16 protein-coding genes and 1 pseudogene are annotated in these 18,406 nt (G+C 67.2%); 12 read left to right on the plus strand and 5 right to left on the minus strand.

The window, feature by feature from the left end; all coding sequences use genetic code 11:
• The first annotated feature begins 195 nt into the window (after positions 1–195).
• From ACFXHE_RS38000 to ACFXHE_RS38015, 4 genes and pseudogenes are all read left to right on the plus strand, one after another.
• On the plus strand, positions 196–942 hold the full coding sequence (locus ACFXHE_RS38000) for an adenosylcobinamide-GDP ribazoletransferase (protein ID WP_379389625.1): 747 nt from the start codon (positions 196–198) through the stop codon (positions 940–942).
• Between the two features lie 303 nt (positions 943–1,245).
• Entirely contained in the window at positions 1,246–2,052 is an 807-nt protein-coding gene (locus ACFXHE_RS38005; protein ID WP_379389627.1) for a DUF4239 domain-containing protein, read from the plus strand.
• A gap of 42 nt (positions 2,053–2,094) precedes the next feature.
• Complete coding sequence (locus tag ACFXHE_RS38010) at positions 2,095–3,060, plus strand: hypothetical protein (RefSeq protein ID WP_379389629.1); 966 nt, start codon at positions 2,095–2,097, stop codon at positions 3,058–3,060.
• A pseudogene (locus tag ACFXHE_RS38015) lies at positions 3,061–3,177 on the plus strand (2-keto-4-pentenoate hydratase); the annotation flags it as partial. It abuts the gene before it with no gap.
• Between the two features lie 20 nt (positions 3,178–3,197).
• Here the strand turns inward: ACFXHE_RS38015 and ACFXHE_RS38020 are convergent.
• Complete coding sequence (locus ACFXHE_RS38020; protein WP_379389631.1) at positions 3,198–4,061, minus strand: MetQ/NlpA family ABC transporter substrate-binding protein; 864 nt, start codon at positions 4,059–4,061, stop codon at positions 3,198–3,200.
• A 147-nt stretch (positions 4,062–4,208) separates the two neighbouring features.
• Here ACFXHE_RS38020 and ACFXHE_RS38025 point away from each other — a divergent pair, with 147 nt between their 5' ends.
• Genes ACFXHE_RS38025 through ACFXHE_RS38035 form a run of 3 tightly spaced genes read left to right on the plus strand, consistent with a single transcriptional unit; the run spans position 4,209 to position 6,873 of the window.
• The gene (locus tag ACFXHE_RS38025) at positions 4,209–5,084 is read left to right on the plus strand and encodes a MetQ/NlpA family ABC transporter substrate-binding protein (protein ID WP_379389633.1); all 876 of its coding nucleotides are present in this window, start codon (positions 4,209–4,211) and stop codon (positions 5,082–5,084) included.
• Positions 5,081–6,184, plus strand: a complete 1,104-nt coding sequence (locus tag ACFXHE_RS38030; RefSeq protein ID WP_379389635.1) for a methionine ABC transporter ATP-binding protein — start codon at positions 5,081–5,083, stop codon at positions 6,182–6,184. The genes ACFXHE_RS38025 and ACFXHE_RS38030 overlap by 4 nt, the downstream gene beginning before the upstream one ends.
• Before the next feature lie 26 nt (positions 6,185–6,210).
• Positions 6,211–6,873: a methionine ABC transporter permease gene (locus tag ACFXHE_RS38035; protein WP_364616575.1), complete on the plus strand. Its 663-nt coding sequence runs from the start codon at positions 6,211–6,213 to the stop codon at positions 6,871–6,873.
• A gap of 28 nt (positions 6,874–6,901) precedes the next feature.
• Here the strand turns inward: ACFXHE_RS38035 and ACFXHE_RS38040 are convergent, their stop codons facing one another.
• Positions 6,902–8,320, minus strand: a complete 1,419-nt coding sequence (locus ACFXHE_RS38040) for a DUF1254 domain-containing protein (RefSeq protein ID WP_379389637.1) — start codon at positions 8,318–8,320, stop codon at positions 6,902–6,904.
• An 812-nt stretch (positions 8,321–9,132) separates the two neighbouring features.
• Between ACFXHE_RS38040 and ACFXHE_RS38045 the strand changes: the two genes are divergently transcribed.
• Positions 9,133–10,122, plus strand: coding sequence for an ATP-binding protein (locus ACFXHE_RS38045; RefSeq protein WP_379389639.1), 990 nt, complete (start codon positions 9,133–9,135; stop codon positions 10,120–10,122).
• Between the two features lie 89 nt (positions 10,123–10,211).
• Here ACFXHE_RS38045 and asnB read toward each other — a convergent pair whose 3' ends face one another.
• Positions 10,212–12,179: an asparagine synthase (glutamine-hydrolyzing) gene (gene asnB / locus ACFXHE_RS38050; RefSeq protein WP_379389641.1), complete on the minus strand. Its 1,968-nt coding sequence runs from the start codon at positions 12,177–12,179 to the stop codon at positions 10,212–10,214.
• Positions 12,180–12,493: 314 nt separating this feature from the next.
• On the opposite strand from asnB, the gene ACFXHE_RS38055 reads away from it, so the two are divergent.
• Positions 12,494–13,612: a cytochrome c oxidase subunit II gene (locus ACFXHE_RS38055; RefSeq protein WP_379389643.1), complete on the plus strand. Its 1,119-nt coding sequence runs from the start codon at positions 12,494–12,496 to the stop codon at positions 13,610–13,612.
• 12 nt (positions 13,613–13,624) lie between these two features.
• Positions 13,625–14,041 carry a cytochrome c oxidase subunit 4 gene (locus ACFXHE_RS38060; protein ID WP_354847810.1) on the plus strand — a complete coding sequence of 139 codons (417 nt, stop codon included), beginning with the start codon at positions 13,625–13,627 and terminating at the stop codon, positions 14,039–14,041.
• Positions 14,042–14,174: 133 nt separating this feature from the next.
• Here ACFXHE_RS38060 and ACFXHE_RS38065 read toward each other — a convergent pair whose 3' ends face one another.
• Both ACFXHE_RS38065 and ACFXHE_RS38070 read right to left on the minus strand, forming a co-directional pair.
• A complete protein-coding gene (locus tag ACFXHE_RS38065; protein ID WP_379389645.1) occupies positions 14,175–14,993 on the minus strand; it encodes an SDR family NAD(P)-dependent oxidoreductase in 819 nt (272 codons plus the stop codon).
• Positions 14,994–15,115: 122 nt separating this feature from the next.
• Entirely contained in the window at positions 15,116–16,375 is a 1,260-nt protein-coding gene (locus ACFXHE_RS38070) for an FAD-dependent oxidoreductase (protein WP_379389647.1), read from the minus strand.
• Between the two features lie 167 nt (positions 16,376–16,542).
• Between ACFXHE_RS38070 and ACFXHE_RS38075 the strand changes: the two genes are divergently transcribed.
• Positions 16,543–17,745: a hypothetical protein gene (locus ACFXHE_RS38075; RefSeq protein ID WP_379389649.1), complete on the plus strand. Its 1,203-nt coding sequence runs from the start codon at positions 16,543–16,545 to the stop codon at positions 17,743–17,745.
• A gap of 95 nt (positions 17,746–17,840) precedes the next feature.
• The gene (locus ACFXHE_RS38080) at positions 17,841–18,395 is read left to right on the plus strand and encodes an NADAR family protein (protein ID WP_379389651.1); all 555 of its coding nucleotides are present in this window, start codon (positions 17,841–17,843) and stop codon (positions 18,393–18,395) included.
• The last annotated feature ends 11 nt before the right edge of the window (positions 18,396–18,406 follow it).

An 18,406-nucleotide genomic window follows, 5' to 3' on the forward strand; every position in this document is an offset into this window, starting at 1 on the left:
ACCGTTCGCGGCACCGAGCCCCGCCTCGCGAGACGCGGTGCCGCGCAACCCGGTACGACGCCATGCGGTCGTAACGTCCCGGCCGAATACCGCCGCCCGCGACCAGCGCGCACACGGCAGCTCCGCCGATGTGCCCGGCACCGGGGTGGCGGGAGCTGCGAAATGGGCAGCGTGGGAACGGTTCAGGGTGATCGTGTGAACGGGGTTCGGCTGGCGGTGTCGTGGTTGACCGTGCTGCCGGTGCGGGGGCCGGACGAGGTGGATCGGGCCGTGGCGGGGCGGGCGATTGCGTGGGCGCCGTTGGTCGGGGTGCTGCTCGGGGGATTGGCCGCCGGATTGCTGTGGGGGCTGGGTGAATTGGGGGCCGGGTGGCTGCTGGCCGGGTTTGTGGCGGTGGCCGGGCTGGCGTTGATTACGCGGGGGATGCATGTCGACGGGCTGGCCGACACCATGGATGGGCTGGGGAGTTATGGGTCGCCGGAGCGGGCTCGGGAGATCATGAAGAGTGGTGGGGCGGGGCCGTTCGGAGTGGCGGCGTTGGTATTCGTCATTGGGATTCAGGCGGTTTCGCTGGGAGCGCTGGCCGGGGGCGGGCGGTGGCTGGCGGTGGTGGTCGCGATCGCTGTCGGGCGGGTCGCGGTTGTGCTGGCCTGCCGGAGGGGGATCGAGGCGGCTCCGGGTGCAGGATTCGGGGCGTTGGTTGCGGGGACGCAGCATCCCGTTCTGGGTTGGGTCTGGGGTGGGATCGCGTGTCTCGCAGCGGTGTTCGCCACCGGGAATCCGTGGCAGGGGCCACTGGCCGTGGTCGTGGCCCTGGCGGGGGCGATGCTGCTGGTGCGGCACTGTGTGCGGCGGTTCGGCGGCCTCAACGGTGACGTGCTCGGTGCTGCACTGGAAGTGAGCGTCACGGTCGCTGCCGCAGTGCTGTCATTCGTCCGCTAGGTGCGGCGGCGGGATTCCTCGCCGCCAACTGCATGGGCTGAAGGTCGGTGCCATAGGCCGGGAATTCGGCAGCCGGCGCCAAGCGCGCGGGGATCGGGACGAAGGTGTCGGCGGGCAGCATCCGTTGGGCTCGGTCGATGAGTAGCGCGACACGCCCGGGTATGGGAAATGTCGAGGCGCGCAGTGGATTTGCCGCATTCGTCGCAACAGGGTGGCAGTTCGTTTGCGCTTCGCGATCCGACCGCCCGGTGGCCGCGAATACCTCATGATCGCAACTGCCGTGGGTGGGAATGGAGTCGTGCAATGCTCGGAATCCTGATGCAGCTGGGTGTGCTGGTGTTGTTCGCGGTGGTGGCGGTGGGGGTCTTCGTCGTCGGGGATCGGGTGCGGCCGAAGTCGTGGCGGCACAGCGACGATGCGGGGGCGGGGCACATGATGCTGGACATGGTCAATATGTTCTTCGCGGCCATCGTGGCGTTCGTGGTGGTGATCCTCTGGGAGCAGTACGACACCTCCCATGAGCACACGGTCAGCGAGGGCAAGGCGCTGGTCAGCGTGTACGAAACCGCCAATGACATGCCGGCGCAGGATCGTAAGCAGATCCAGTCGCTGGTGACCGACTACACCAAGCAGGTGATCGGCGACGAGTGGAAGGTCATGGACGAGCAGCGGCGGCTGAGCCCGGCCGCGCAGACGACGCTGGACGATCTGCGCCAGGCGGTGGCCTCAGCGCCCGTCACCGACGCCGATGCCAAGTCGACCCAGGACAAGGCGCTCACCGCGGTGGATTCGATCGCCGAGGCTCGCTACGACCGCGGCCTGGATGCGGCATACCGACTGCCTGGATTCCTTTATGTGGCACTGTGGTTCGCGACCGTCATGCTGCTGTTCGGCACGGTCTTCTCCGGCGTGGTGGTCACCAAGCGCAGCATCCTCATGACCGGACTCTTCGGTGTGGTGATCGGCGCGGTCATCGTGGCCATCTACCAGCTGGACCAGCCGTTCTCGGGCGGCAATCACGTCTCCAAGGACGCGTACGAACTGGCCCTGGCCCGCTTCCAGCACATCGCCTCGGACACGCCGGTGGCGAGCGGCGGCAATCCGCGCTGATCTGCTCGACCGAGCTACCCGCACTTGGCTTTCGGAGGCAATGTGAACGGAACTCGAAGAACAGCACGAGGATTCGCGGCGGCGACGGCGGTGCCACTGACCGCGGCGCTGCTCGCCATTCATCCGCAGGTCGCGGCCGCCGATCCCGGACTACTGGAGCTCCCGCCGATCGGTGAGATCATCAGCGGCAGCGCGGCTCCGGATACCGGGGCCGCACCGATCGACGCGTCGACCGGGAGCGCGCTCGGGCTCGGTACGGGCAGCAGCTACACCGGCAGCCAGGACGGCGCGGGCAAGGGCGGGGCCACCACCGGAAGCTCGGCGGGAGTGGCGCAGAGTCCGGTGGCCGGAGTCCCGCTCGGAACCGGTCCGTCCGTCAGCGCCGAACCATCGGACGGAACCGCGCCGCGCACAGCGGATCTCGCAATACCCGGACCGGCCACGGAGAGTCCGGCCGCCGCCCCGAACACCCTCGGCGGCCTGCTCGGCCTGAACTCGGGCAGCGTGCTCACCGCCTGTGCGGGCAGCGCTGTGCTGGGCAGTGCGGCACTGGGTTTGGGCATTCTGACCGGCAGCAGCATGGGCTCGGGGTTGATCGGCCCCGGCTTCGTGCCCGGGTCCAGCGGGCTGGTCGGGCCGGGCTCGGCCGGAGCGGGCAGCGTGGCGGTGGGCAGTGCGGCCACCGGAAGCGCACTGCTGACCTGCATGCTCATGCTGCCGGTGCCCATGGCGCCGGGACCCGGTATCCCGCTGCAGATCCCGCCCGCGCCTGCCATTCTGCCCGCAGCCGCACCGATACCCGTACCAGCGCCTGCAGCGATTCCTCCTGCGCCGGTGCCAGTTCCGCCGCTGCCGCCTCCACCGCCGCCCGTCGAATACGCCGCCCCCATCCCACCCGAGCAACGGCTGCCTCTAACCGCTCTCCAGGTCATGACCGTCATGATCATCACCATCATCGCCGGGGCCCGTGCCCGCCTCGCCCGCGCCCACCGCGGGGCAGTCGACTAGCGCAAGGTCGCCGCAACCGGGGTGCTCCTCGCGGCAGGCGACATCGTGCTGCCCGGCTCCTGCACCCGCGCCGTCGACGCCCGCTCGGGCGACGAGTTCATCGGCGAGTTCGCGGGAAGCAGTCGTCGAGTCGAAAGTCATTGCCGGAATCTGGCTTCCAGGTCGGTTGCGGTGGCCTGGAGATCAGCCGCGGTGTTGGTCTTGAAAATGCCCTGGAATCCCGCCTCGGCCTTGATCGCCGCCTCCACCTCCGGGTCGTGGTAGATCTGCGTCAGCTGCAAGTACTTCGGGTTGTCCTTGTCGGCGGCCCGCGCGGCGAAGATATTGATGTACTGCTTCAGGTCCGGACGGTTCGGGTCATCGGTGTAGATGATCCGATCATTGGTCAGCCCCGCCTGCCGCGCCCAGGTGTCGTCGACGTAGGCGGCATCCACGCTGTCCAGTGACGCGGCGGTCAGTGTCGGGTCGATGGTGGTGAGCCGGACCTTGGAGGCGGACTTGTCGACATCCTCGAGCTTCGAATCCCACGAGCCGCCGTTCTTCAGCACGATCAGCCCGGCGGCGGCCAGATTGAGCAGCGGCCGCACCTGATTGGCGGGATTGTTGCTCAGGGTGATCTCCCCGCCCTGGGGGATCTCCGACACCGACCTGTGCTTCTTCGAATACAGCCCCAGCGGATAGATCTCCGTGGCCCCGATCGGCACCAGCGTGTCGTTGTTGCGGGCGTTGTAATTGGCCAGATATCGGATGTGCTGGAACTTGTTGAGGTCGATGCGGCCCTGGGACAGCGCCGGATTCGGCTGGTTGTAGTCGGTGAAATTGGTGAACTCGACCGTGATGCCCGCGGCGGCGGCCTTCCTCTTGAACACGTCCCAGTGCGGTTGTGAGAGATCGTTCACGCCGATGCGGACCACGTCGCCGTGGTGTTCCGTGCCACAGGCGGCCGTCAGGGCCAGCGCGAACAGGACCGGAATCACCAGGAAACGGCGGAATTTTCGCATTTCAGGCACCGTAGGCGAGCGGTCGGCGCGGCCGGAAGCGTTTGGCTCCCCGGGATCGCAATCATTGCCCGGCGATTGCCCGCACGGTTGCATGGCCGGGTTCGATTTCCACCAGTCACGAAGCAGTACAAGCATGCGGGAGCACGAGTGAAATTCCATCGGGTACTGGCGATCCCGGTCCTGGTAGCAGCCGTCGCGAGCCTCACCCTCACGGCCTGCGGCAGCAGCGGCGACTCCGGCGGCACCACGGTACGCATGGGCACCACCGAGTCCGATCCGCACTGGGACGTCTTCAAGGACAAGGCCAAGGAACAGGGCATCAACCTGAATATCGTCCACTACTCGGACTACTCGCAGCCGAATACGGCGCTGGCGCAGAAGCAGATCGATGTGAATCTGTTCCAGCACTTGCAGTTCCTGGGGCAGTACAACGTGGCCAACAATCAGGATCTGACGCCGATCGGGGCCACGCAGATCGTGCCGCTGGGGCTGTACTCCAAGAAGCACAGGTCGGTGGCCGAGATCCCGCAGGGCGGGGAGATCGCCATTCCGAACGATCCGACCAATCAGGCGCGGGCGCTGTTCGTCCTGCAGGCGGCCGGACTGCTGAAGATCAACGGGTCCGTTCGCCAGCCGACGCCCGCCGACGTGGACAAGGGTGCGTCCAAGGTGAAGGTGACCGCGGTCGACGCGGCGCAGACGGCGCTGTCGCTGGAGTCGGTGGACGGGTCCGTCGTCAACAACACCTACCTGCTCAAGTCCGGCATCGATCCGAAATCCGCGCTGTACAAGGATGATCCGGGCAATCCCGGCGCCGAGCCGTACATCAATGCCTTCGTGACCCGTGCCGCGGACAAGGGCAATGCCACCTACCTGAAGCTGGTGGACATCTTCCACAGCCCCGAGGTACAGAAGTCGGTGCAGGAGGATTCCAAGGGCACCGCGCTCGAAGTGACGAAGAGCGGGCCCGAGCTGGAGCAGATCCTGGCGCGGGTGCAGCAGACCATCCGCGACACCAAGTGAGCGACGACGGTGCCGTAACGGGCGAGAATTCGGCCGCGACCGGCGGTAGCGCCGTCGCGGCCGTCGAATTCCGGTCGGTCACCAAGGTTTTCCGGACCGGTAAGCAGCGCCACACGGCGCTCGACGGCATCGACCTGCGCATCGAGCGGGGAGAGATCTTCGGTGTGATCGGCTATTCCGGCGCGGGCAAGTCCACGCTGGTCCGGCTGATCAACGCCCTCGAGTTGCCCACCGACGGCACCGTGCTCGTCTCCGGAGACCCCATCACCGGCGTCCCGGAATCGCGGGTGCGGCAGCTGCGCCGCGATATCGGCATGGTGTTCCAGCAGTTCAACCTGTTCCGCTCGCGCACCGCCGCCGGCAATATCGAATACCCGTTGAAAGTGGCGGGCTGGCCACGTGTGCGGCGGAAGGCGCGCGTAGCGGAACTGCTGGAGTTCGTGGGACTTTCGGACAAGGCGCGCAGCTACCCGGACCAGTTGTCCGGCGGCCAGAAACAGCGCGTCGGCATCGCCCGGGCACTGGCCACCTCGCCGTCACTGCTGCTCGCCGACGAGGCGACCTCGGCGCTGGACCCGGAGACCACCGGCGAGGTGCTGCGACTGCTGAAGAAGATCAACCGCGAGCTCGGCGTCACCATCGTGGTCATCACCCACGAAATGGACGTCATCCGCGCGGTGGCAGACCGCGTCGCGGTGCTGGCCGAGGGCCGAATCGTGGAGTTGGCCAGCACGTTCGAGGTGTTCTCGGCACCCGCCGCCGTACCCACCCGATCTTTCGTCGAGACGGTCCTGCACAACCGTCCGACCGCCGACGAACTACAGCGGCTGGGAGAACGGCGCGCCGGCCGACTGGTGACCGTTGCCGTCGACGACGAGAACGGGATCGGTCCGGCCCTGTCCGCCGCCGCAGCCCAGGGTGTGAGCTTCGAGATCGTCTTCGGCGGCGTGAGCACCTTGCAGGACAAGACCTTCGGCAGCCTGACCCTGGCCCTGGACGGCCCCGAGGACGCCGTGCGCCAGGTCGCCGAGCGCCTCGAGTTGGGGACGTCCGTTCGCAGGGTGGCGGTGGAGGCCGAGAGCGATCGGAGGAGTGCATGACCGGCGCTGTGAGCAGTCTGGCTGCCGTGCATACGGATTGGGATCGGCTGCGGCCTGTGCTTAGTGAGGCCGTTGGCACCACGATCTACCTGGTGTTGCTCACGTTCGTTGTCGGCGGCACGATCGGGCTGGCGTTGGGGACCGCGCTCTATACGACGCGGAAAGGTGGGTTGCTGGCGAATGCGCCGATCAATCTGGTGTTGAACGTGCTGGTGAATGTGGTGCGGCCGATTCCGTTCATCATCTTGCTGGCTGCGTTGGGGCCGGTGACGCTGAAGGTGATCGGGACGACGATCGGGACGGATGCGGCGGCGTTCGTGATGATCGTGGCGGCTTCGTTCGGGATCGCGCGGATTGTCGAGCAGAATCTGGTGACCGTGGATCCGGGGGTGATCGAGGCGGCACGGTCGATGGGGGCGGGGCCGCTGCGGATCATCCTCACTCTGCTGATTCCGGAAGCGTTGGGGCCCTTGGTGCTCGGGTACACCTTCGTCGTGATCGCCATTGTCGATATGTCCGCGATGGCCGGGACGGTCGGCGGGGGCGGGCTGGGCGACTTCGCGCTCGTGTACGGCTATCAGCGGTTCGACTGGCAGGTCACGCTGGTGGCGACGCTGATCATTATCGCTGGGGTGCAAGGGATTCAGTTCCTCGGCAACTGGCTGGCCCGCCGGGTGCTGCGCCGGTGAGGACGCGTGCGACCCGGCGGGACATCGGTCAGCTCAGCTTCTCCAGCTTCGGGACCTGCCACTGCCCGTTCAGCACCTCGTCTTTCGGCGCGTATAGCCGCAGGGTGAGGGAGAACGGGCCGGTCTCCGGAATGGGCAGCCAGTGCCCGTCGGGCACGTCCGCGCCGGGATCGGCGCTCTGCACGGCGATCTCGACCGTGCCGTCGGCGGCGGGTTTGAGCGGCACCAGGTGGCCCACCGAGTAGATGCCCGCCGGATTCTGGATCAGGTAGCTCTGCTCGTCATAGGCCGTGAGCGACCAGAACGCGCCGACCGGCGGCAGCTGATCCTTGGCGAAGGTCACCCGGAATCGGCTGCCGCTCTCGGCCTTCGTGTCGATGCTCGGATACACCGCGTCCCGGGGCAGATTCGCGCCCAGGCCGACCGCCGCGACCTGCGCGCGCAACATGTAGTTCGTGCCGTACGTGCCGATATTGAGATCGAAGGTCCAGTCGTTCTGATGCTGGGCCTGGGGGTCCCGGTAGGCGGCGAGCTGTTTGCGAGCATCGGCGACGGCCGCGGTGAGGATGTCCGGGGGCGCGGTGCTCGCGGTGGCGTCGGCGGTGATGCCGATGGCGGCGAACCGCTTCATGGCGTCGGCGTCATCGGGCGCGGGCGGGTTGCGGGCCATCACCGCGCACATGCGGGTGAAGAAGGTGGGGCCGTCCATCTTCATCACCATCTGGGCCGGGACGCCGCCGCCCGCGAGCTGGGCGCCCGGGCCTCCGTGCACCGCGCTCGGGTCGGCGCTCCAGTCGCTGAGCGGAGCCAGCTTCAGCTTCTGCTGCAGAGCCCGCACGTGCTTGATGTCGTTGTCGCCCTTGTACTCGATGCGGCCGAGCAACCAGCTGGTGTCGGTGGGCATGGCCAGCTGGGTCATGCCGTCGGGCACCGTTCCCTTCCAGCCCGGCCCGGTGACCAGATAGGTGTAGGGCGGGTTGGGAACCCCGTCGTCGAGCCGGGGGCTCGTGCTGGCCGGATCGTGCACCGTGTTGGTCCACGCGTCCAGGAGCTGCATGAGCCAATATCGACCGGATTCGATGGCGGGCACCTGCACCACCATCGGCTCGGTGCTCAGGTCCAGCCAGGCCTGCGAGTAGAGGGTGTCCAGGTTGAGCCGGACCACCTGCTTCTCCTCCGGCGTGGGCGGGTTCTGGTGCACGAATTGATTGGCCGGGCCGCCGGTTTCGCGGGTGACGTCCATGAGGACCAGCGGAAACCCGAAGATGTAGGCATCGGTGGCGACGGCCCTGGGGTCGTTGGAGGCCGGGGTGGTGCTGGTCGCGGTCGAGCTGCTGCCCGCCTTGCCGCAGGCGGTCAGGCCGAGGGCGGCCAGCGCGGCGGCGCCGAGTCCGAGGGCCGTGCGGCGGTTGACGCGCGGGGCGTCGCCAGTGGACGGGAGATCCATTGATACCGAGTCCTTTCCGAGAGGGTGTGGTGGCGAGGAGGACTTCCGGTGAAACGAACACCCTATTGCAGTGGAACTGCAAGTATAGTGGCTAACCAGTGGTTACCGTACTGCTGCGGCAGCGAAGGAGCGCACAAAATGAGCTCGGCCGATCTGATCGTCACCGGTGGGCCGATCGTCACCGTCGACGCGAACCACCCGAATCCCACCCATGGCGAGCGTCGGAACAGGCACAGCTTCCTGGCCTATTAGCCCGCGAGCCGTCCGGTATCGACCAGCCGACATTCAGGTGATGTAAGTTACATAGATTAAATCTAACTTAGATTGAATCTATGTAAGATGAAGTCTCCTATGGGTAGGAGGCTCGAGTGGAGTTCAGAGGACGGGTGGCGGACCTCGATCTGCTGGGGCGGCAGCTGGAACTTGTGACCGGCGGGACTGGTGCGACTCGAGGACGTGCCGTGGTCGTGACCGGCCGACGGCGGGTTGGGAAGTCACGCCTGGTGCAGGAGTTCTGCGACCGTTCCGGTCTGCCATATCTCGTCTTCCAGGCAACGCGGGGGCGAAACCCGGCCGCCGAACGAGGTGACTTCGTGGCTACCGTGGCACAGTCGCCCCTGCCGGGCGCGGAATTGGTCGCGGGGATATCGGCAGGCGATTGGAACCAGGCGTTGCGGACCCTGTCCATCGCATTGCCGGATGACGCCGCGAGCATTGTCGTGCTCGACGAGGTGCCCTGGTTGGTGGAGCGGGACTCCGAGTTCGAGGGAGCACTGCAGACGGTATGGGATCGGCACCTTTCGGCCAAGCCGGTGCTGCTGGTCCTGGTTGGCAGCGACATCGCGGTGATGGAAGCGCTGCAGACGCACGGCCGCCCATCCTTCGGGCGGGCGGCGAAAATGACCGTTGCGCCACTGCATCTGGCGGATGTGCAGACCATGACCGAACTCCCGGCGGCCGAGGCACTGGATGCGTTGTTGATCACCGGTGGATTCCCGGAAATCGTTCAGTCCTGGCAATCGGGCATGAGCCGCACGGATTTCCTACGTGAGGTAGCGCTGAATCCATTGTCGCCGCTGCTGGTGGCCGGCGAGTTGTCGCTGCTGGGTGAGTTTCCCGAGGCGTCGCGTTCGCGTGCCGTGCTGGAGGCGATCGGCAGCGGTGAACGCACTTTCAGTGCCATCGCCTCCGCGGCGGGCAGTTCGGGGGTGCTGCCGGCCGGAACGTTGACGCCATTACTGAATACCTTGCAGGCCAAGCGAATAGTGGCCGCGGATCTGCCGCTGTCCACGAAGTCGGACACGAAGAACAAGCGCTATCGAATCGCCGATTCCTATCTGCGATTCTGGCTGGCTTTTCTGGAGCGGGGAATTCCGCTCATCGAGCGTGGCCGGGGTGATCTGGCGTTGGACCGCATCGAGCGTTCGTGGACGACGTGGCGTGGCCGTGCGGTAGAACCGGTGATCCGGGAATCACTGCTGCGCTTGCTGCCCGATGCCCGATGGCCGGAAACCGAAGCAGTGGGCGGCTGGTGGAATCGGCAGAACAATCCCGAGCTCGATTTGATCGGTGCCGATCGCGAACCCGTCGCGGGTGCAGTGCATTTCATCGGATCGATCAAATGGCTGGAGGATCGACCATTCGATCGGCACGACTACGATGCCCTCGCGCGCGGTGTGCTCGCTGTGCCCGGCGCGCAGTTCGACACTCCTTTGGTGGCGGTTTCGCGCTCCGGGGTACACCGCGACTTGCCGGTTGCGGCCCACTGGGGGCCGGAGGATCTACTGCGTGCCTGGCAGTGAGCGGCGGAAGACTCGACCTGACAGGCGTCGCGCCGACAACGTAATGGCTGCACCCCCATACGGGTATGCAGCCATTACGTGTAGGACGACTACAGGTTGACCGGGTAGGTCGGTTCCTGGATCTCGGGCTTGATGCGGTTCTCGACGAAGATGCCGTGCCAGATCATGAAGACGATCAGGGTCCAGAGGCGGCGGCTGTGGTCGACCGGGCCGGTGCGGTGGGCCTCCAGCATGGCCAGGATGGCCTGCTTGTTGAGCAGGTGGTCGGTGCCGGACTCGGTGATCTGGGCGCGGGCCCAGTCGTAGAGCTCCGGGCCGCGCAGCCAGTGGCGCAGGGGGACCGGGAACCCGAGCTTGGCGCGGTTGAGGACGTGCGGGGGCACGATGTCCGTGAGCGCCTGGCGCAGGGCGTATTTGGTGGTTTCCTTGGTGATCTTCTGGTCGACCGGGATCTTCTCGGCGACCTTGAAGACCTCGGGGTCCAGGAAGGGGACGCGCAGTTCCAGGGAGTTGGCCATGGTCACCTTGTCGGCCTTGACCAGGATGTCGCCGCGCAGCCAGGTGAACAGGTCCAGGTGCTGCATGCGCGCCACCGGATCCCAGTGGTAGCCCTGCATGGCAAAGATGGGGGCGGTCACGTCCTGGTGGGTCCACTCGGGGCGGAATTCCCGCAGCACCGAACGCAATTGGGCGTCGTTGAAGCTGCGGGCGTTGCCGTAGTAGCGCTCCTCCAGGGTGAGCGAGCCGCGGTGCAGCAGGCTCTTGCCGCGGGTGCCCTCCGGAATCCGGTCCGACAGCTTGCCCGCCAGCTTGCGCAGCGGCTTGGGCAGGAATTCGAAGGGCTTGAGCGACAGCGGTTCCCGGTAGATGGTGTAGCCGCCGAACAGCTCGTCGGAGCCCTCGCCCGACAGCACCACCTTGACGTGCTTGCGGGCCTCCTTGGCCACGAAGTACAGCGGTACCAGCGCCGGGTCGGCCACGGGTTCGTCCAGGTACCAGACGATCTCGGGAATGGCGGCCGCGTACTCCTCCGGGGAGACCATGCGGATGTAGTGCTTGGCGCCGATGGCCTCGGCGGTCTCGGCCGCCACGTCTGCCTCGGAGTAGCCCTGCCGCTCGAACGCCGAGGTGAAGGTCAGCAGGTTCGGGTTGTGCCGGATGGCCAGCGCCGCAATGGCGGTGGAGTCGATGCCGCCGGACAGGAACGCGCCGACGGTGACGTCCGCGCGCATGTGCTTGGCGACGGAGTCCTCGAGCGTCTCCGCGATTTCCCGGTACCGCTTGGCCTCCGAGCCCGCCGCGAACTTCTGCACCCGGAACTGCGGGTTGAAGTAGCGGGTCACCCGCGGGGTCTCGCCCGGCTCGACCCAGGCGTAGCAACCGGATTCGAGGCGGCGGACGTTCTTGTGCAGGGTCTCGGCCTCGGGCACGTACTGCAGCACCGTGTAGTGCTCGAGCGCGCGCGGGTCCAGGTCGTCGGAAAGCTCCAGCGCCGGAAGCAGGCCCAGCAGGCTCTTCTTCTCGCTGGAGAAGGCGGTGCCGCCGGCGCCGGTCGCGATGAACAGCGGCTTGATGCCGAACGGGTCGCGCGCCAGGAACAGCTTGTTCAGCTGGGTGTCCCAGATGGCGAAGGCGAACATGCCGCGCAGCCGGCTCGGGGCCTTGGCGCCCCAGTAGTGGAAGGCGGCCATGATGGCCTCGCCGTCGCCCTCGGTGCGGAACATCGGCTCATCGCCGAACTCCGCCTCGTGCGCCTCCTTCAGCTCGGCGCGCAGCTCGAGATAGTTGTAGATCTCGCCGTTGAAGGTCATGGCGTACCGCTCGGGGTTCTCCGGCGGACCCCAGCGCAGCGGCTGGTGCGAGTGCTCGATATCGATGATCGACAGGCGGTTGAAGCCGAAGATCATGCGGTCGTCGTTCCAGGTGCCGCGCTCGTCGGGGCCACGATGGCGCTGGCAGTGCAGGGCCTCGTACACCTGTGCCGCGGTGGTTTCGACCGTCCGCCCATCCGGAGTAGTAGCCGTTGTAGCTGTCAGAAATCCGAGCAGACCACACACTGCGCCGAGAACCTCTTTCCGGGGTCTAGGGATTGGGGCGTACCCGCACGGGCACGCTGGACGCGAAACCTACTGCCCGAGTATGCCGTACCCGGGCAGATCCCGCCGCCAGAGGCCGTATCCACTGCATATGAGCTTTCCGGAGTGTCGAAAGGGACCCAGTCACAACGGGGGGCGTTCTTTGGTCTACGCTGCGTAGTACTTGGGAAACTCTCAGGGTCGGTTGCGCGTTCGCGCGTATCCTCCCCGAGGTCCAGAACTGTGCTGAAAATGTGTCGCCCGGCGGAAGGGAGTCCGGGCGACGCGGTGTCGGAATGACGACCAGGAAGGCGTTGAGCGTGGCGCACAAGGCGAGCGAGGCGATAGGGGCACGACCCGCCCAGGGTCGGCGGGGCCGCATCCTTCGGCGGGCCGGGCTGGCGGTGTCCTTGGGGATGACCGCGATGCTCGTCTCCGGCTGCTCGATCGACAACCCGTGGCTTCGGTTCGGCTGGCCTTCGGGCATCACGCCGCAGGCCACCCGCATGCGCGAGCTGTGGACCTGGTCCGTGCTCGCCGCCCTCGCGATGGGCGTGCTGGTGTGGGGCCTGACCTTCTGGACCATCGCGTTCCACCGCAAGAAGCCGAACTCCCCGGAGTTCCCGCGGCAGACCGGTTACAACGTGCCGCTGGAGCTGAGCTACACGGCGATCCCGTTCGTGATCATCGCCGTGCTGTTCTACTTCACCGTGGTGGTGCAGAACTACGTCCACGAGAAGGTCGGCAACCCGGACGTCGTCGTCGACGTGACCGCGTTCCAGTGGAACTGGAAGTTCGGTTACCAGAAGGTCGACCTCAAGGACGGCAGCCCGGTCTACGACGGCGTCGACACCGAGCGCCAGGACATGAACCAGGACATCAAGGAGCGCTACAAGGAAGCGACCAAGGATGGCCACCCGCAGCCGGGCCCGAACAACGGCCTGCCCGCGAACGACATCTCGTACCTGCACTACGACAAGGTCGAGACCGTCGGCACCTCCAACGAGGTTCCGGTGCTGGTCCTGCCGTCCGGCAAGAACATCGAGTTCCAGCTGGCCGCCGCGGACGTCATCCACTCGTTCTGGGTGCCGGAGTTCCTGTTCAAGCGCGACGTGATGCCGAACCCGAAGCAGAACAACTCGGACAACGTCTTCCAGATCACCAAGATCGAGAAGGAAGGCGCGTTCGTCGGCCGGTGCGCCGAAATGTGCGGCACCTTCCACTCGATGATGAACTTCGAGATCCGCGTGGTGTCCCCGGCGGACTTCCAGAAGTACATGGACGCGCGGGCCAAGGACCACAAGACCAACGCCGAGGCGCTGGCCGGCATCGGTCAGTCGCCGGTGGCGACCTCCACCAAGCCGTTCAACACCGACCGCAAGGCGCGCGGTAACGAACTCGCCGACGCCAAGTGAGGATGAACTGACATGAAGGTCGAAGCTCGCATCTTCGAACTGATCACGGTGTTCTTCGTGATCGTGGCCGTCGTGTACGGCTACTTCACCGGCCGCTCGCGCACCGGCGTCGAGTGGGCGGGTACCACCGCCATCGTGCTGTCGGCGGGCCTGGCCCTGATCGTGGCCACCTACTTCCGCTTCGTCGCCCGTCGTCTGGACCTGCGTCCCGAGGACTACGAAGAGGCGGAGATCGTCGACGGCGCCGGCGACCTGGGCTTCTTCTCGCCCGGCTCGTTCTGGCCCATCCTGCTGGCCGGTGCGGGCTCCATCGCCGCCCTCGGCTTCGCGTTCTTCCAGTTCTGGCTGATCGGCCTCGGCGTGATCTGCATCCTGGTCGCCGCCGGCGGCCTGGTGTTCGAGTACCACCTCGGCCCGGAAAAGCACTGACGTAAGTCACGAAGCGCCCCACTCGGAATCCGGGTGGGGCGCTTTGCTGTTCGCGTATGGGTTGGGAATGTGGCCGGGGGAGAATGGGTTTCGGGCTCGCGGGGGTGTGAGTCCGAGAGACTTTCGGTCGAGCTCAGATACCCAGGGCGTGCTTGAGACGCGTGGTCCGCGGGGACATGGAGGTCAGGCCCAGGAGGGCTCGGGGGAAACGGGGCTGGATTTGCGGCGGGCGGGTGCGGATGGCGGTTTCGATCCAGCGGGCGGCCTCGGCGGGGTCCAGGGAGGGGTTCTCGGGGAGGTAGGCGGGGGATCTGGAGTCGAGTGTGAAGGCGGGGTACCGGACCGTGGTGACGTGGATGCCGCGCGGGGAGAGTTCAGCCTCGGCGCATTGGCCGAAGGTGGTCCAGGCGGCCTGGGCGCTGGCGTAGGAGGCGAAATTGGGGGCGGCGCCGGTGTCGGCACTCCAGGGGCCGACATTCACCACGTGGCCGGAGCCGCCTGCCAGCATGGCGGGCAGCAGGCCGAGGGTCAGGCGCAGGGGGCCGAAGTAGTAGGCGGCCATCATGCGCTGGTAGTCGCGGAAGCGGTCCAGGGATTGCAGCACCGGTCGGCGGGTGGGGCGGCCGGTGTTGTTGACCAGGACGTCGACGGTGTCGAACTCGGTGAGTAGCCACTCGACCAGCTGATCCACATCGCCGAGGGCGGAGATGTCGCAGCGGAACCAGTGGGCGCGGCCCCCGGCCTCGATGATGGTGGCGCATTCCTCGACCAGCTGAGAGCCGTTGCGCGCCACCAGGATTACCTCGGCACCGTGAAGACCCAGTAGTCGCACGGTCTCTCGGCCGATCTCGGAGCAGGCGTCGGTGACGACGATTCGTTTGCCCTCGATGGGGCGTTCCCCCGCAAGGGATCCGGCGGTGCGGGGACGGCGGGCAGCACGGAATTCGATCATGGGACAGGCAACCTTCATCTGAGGATTGAGCATGAACCATGCACCGACACCCCGCCGACAGTGCCGATACCGCCGCCCCGCCCGGCTGCTAACCGATAGCTGGCAGTGCGGCGGAACACATTCTATTCGGTCGGGTCATAACGCCGGGCGCGTTCGGCGAGACAGATCTCGTCGATTGCGGACACGATGTCCCGCAACAGTTCCGAGGGCAGCGCCGCCGGCCGCAACCGGCAGGTGAAGGTGATGAAGCCGTGGTCCTCGTCGTCGAGTTCGCGCAGGTAACGGGACCGTACGCCATAGGTCATGGCCGAGATGACGGTGAAGCAGCCGGTGCGTTCGCGGTGCCCGGCGAACAGGTCGTGCAGGCCGTGGAAGACCCGGGCGTAGGAGGACAGGGGCGCGAAAACCGAGACGCGGTACGCCGGTCCGCGCTCGGAGGAGCTGATGACGGTGTCGGCCAGGTACTCGGCGTCGCGCAGGGTCAGCACCTTCGGAGCGAACATGAGCGCGCCGGCGGCGGCATTGCGGACCGGCATACCGGCGCGGCCGCCCGCGGATGCGGCGATGGCGCCCAGCGACTTTCGGGCGCGCGCGCCGACCTCGCGGCGGGCGCGCAGCGAGAGGTTGGGGGTGGTGGGGTGCAGGCTCGACCACTGGCCGAAGCGCACGGTGCCCAGCTGCACGGTGCCGGTACCGACCGGTCGGGCAACTTTCAGGGGCGCGGTGTCCACCCACCGGCCCACCTGCAGCATGGCGTCACCCGGCGACTGGATCTCGCGATAGGAGTGCTCCACCCAGGTGTCGAAGTCCAGGAACCGGTGCGCGTCGGTGGTGAGCCAGGTGCGGTCCTTGTCCACACTGGTGACCGCGAGCGTCAGCGCGGTGATGATCCCGGTGCGTCCGCCGCCGCCCAGGATCCGGCGGAACCGCTCCGCGTGATGGGTGCGCCCGCAGGTGCCGAATCGCCCGTCCTGATCGACGTATTCGAGCTCGGCCACATTGTCGCTGAACATGCCGAAGCGATGCGACGCCGCCGACAGCCCGCCCACCGCCGCAAATCCGCCCGCCGTGATGTCCCGATGGTCGCCGACCACGGGCAGCCCGAGCCCGTGGGCGCCCAGCGTCCGGTCGATGTCGTAGAGGCGCGCCCCCGCCTGCACCCGCACCGTCCTGGCATCGGCGTCCACCACCTGGACCCGGTTCATCTTCCGCATGCTCAGCACGCTGCCCTGATCGGGCAGCGCGAGCTCGTCCTCCGGCCGTTCCCCACCCCGGATGATCAGCGGTTTCGTCGAACGACGTGAATCCCGAACGGTCCGAACCACATCCGCGGTATCGCGGGGCAGAAATTCGTCGGGGTGGGTGGAGACGGGCGTGCTCATGGCGCTACAGCTAACCATAGTCACGCGCATTGTGCTCGTCCTTGGACGGGCGTCCTAGTGAGCACTGCGCGGACACGCCGTGAACAGCGCGTTTCAGGTTGTGGGACGCAGGTTCCCTGCGGGTTTGCGGGCAGCGTTTGTCGCCCCTCGCGCGTAGAGTCCGGGCCATGAGTTTCCTGGGCGGGGTGTTCGGTTCGCCACGAAATCGGTTCGGCAAGAAGGTCTTGGAACAGGTGCTCGGCTACGAGGCCGTGGAGACCGCGCACTTCGACACCGAGGCGTTCGAGATCGGGTACCGGTTGAAGAACGGGTACGTCGCCAAGATGAACCTGGGCACGCTGTACCGCCGGTTCGACGGGAAGATCACCGCCGGGCTGTTCCAGGCCGTCGACAACCTCATCCTGCCGCCGGAGGCGCCGCAGGGCTGGGAGCAGGTGGCGCCCAGGCTGCGACCGGTGCTGCGGCGGACCGGATACGGGTCCGGGGCGATACGGGTCGGCGAGCTGGAGGGGCGGGACCTGGTGCTCTCGCGTCCGGCGCTGCCGTTCCTGACCGAGATGGTGGTCATCGATCTGCCCAGCACCGTGCAATTCGTGACGAAGCAGGAACTGTCGAGCTGGGGCGTGGACGCCGAGCACGTCTACACCGTCGCGCACGCCAATCTCACCGAGCTGGCCATGAACACGCTGGAGGCCCTCGAACCGCCGCAGGGGATGCGGGTGATGGACTTCGTCGACGACGACGGCGAGAGCTATGTCGGTTCGCTGCCGCTGGTGGCCGGGTGGCTCGAGGGCGTGCGGGCCCGAACCGCCACGCGCCCACTGCTTTTCCTACCCGGGCACCTAGGGATGCTGGTGGTGCTGGGAGTGACGCCCACCGCCCTGCCGCAACTGCTGGCGCTGGCGGCGGAGCGGCTCGAGGGGGCGTTGCGACCGCTGTCGGCGGTCCCGTACACCGTCGACGACAACGGCGACGTGGTCCCCTTCGAGGTGGACGCGGACCATCCGGCCCACGGGCTCATCCGCCGCGCGCAGGCGCAGCTCGCGGTGGGGGCGTATCACGCGCAGACCGAGCGGTTGCGCGCCGAGGCGGAGCGCGAGGGCGCGATCATGGAACTGCTGCACGTGCGGGCGCCCGACGGCAGCGAGTACACCATGACCTCCTGGACCGACGGGTGCACGAATCTGCTGCCCGCCGCCGATTTCATCTGCTTCGTCACCGGCGACGGCGATGTCTTCCGCGTCGCCTGGGAGGACGTGTCCGGGCTGGTGGCACTGGAACTCGCCGCCGAGTACGACCCGCCGCGCTATCGCGTGCACGACCATCCGCCCGCCGAGGTCATGAACCGCCTGCGCACGCTCGCCAGCTGACTCTGTGCGCTGCGACCAAGTGAGTGCGGCGGCGCGCCGTCGGTGTGGCGCGCTATCCCCGCGATTCTGTCACCTCGGTCGGCTAGGGTCGCGGCGTGGACAGGGCGCAGCTGACAGCGGACATGGCCGACGGGGCGAGACCGGAGTTCCTCTTCTTCTGGGGGCACACCCGCACCCCCGGCCACGAGGTCGGCAAGTGGGTGCTCAGCCAGTGGTGGCCGGTCGAATTCAGCGTCGACGGCCAGAACTACGGCAGCGCAGAGCATTTCATGATGGCCGAGAAGGCCCGCCTGTTCGGCGACGAGGACATGCGCACCCGCATCCTGTCCAGCGACACCCCCGCCGACGCCAAGCGCATGGGGCGCGCCATCTCCGGCTTCGACCAGGACACCTGGGAAGCCCACCGCTTCGACATCGTGCTGCGCGCCAGCATCGCCAAATTCGGCCAGCACGAACAGCTCCGCGACTTCCTGCTCGCCACCACCGGCAAGGTGCTCGTCGAAGCCGCTCCCCGCGACACCATCTGGGGCATCGGCCTGGGCGCCGACAACCCCTCCGCCGCCGACCCGGCGTGCTGGCGCGGCGAGAACCTGCTGGGCTTCGCCCTCATGGACGCCCGGGACGCCCTGGCCCCGGCCCGCCAGTCCTGACCCGCCCGGCG

Origin of the sequence: Nocardia sp. NPDC059229 (assembly GCF_042754165.1) — a bacterium.
Taxonomy (GTDB): domain Bacteria; phylum Actinomycetota; class Actinomycetes; order Mycobacteriales; family Mycobacteriaceae; genus Nocardia.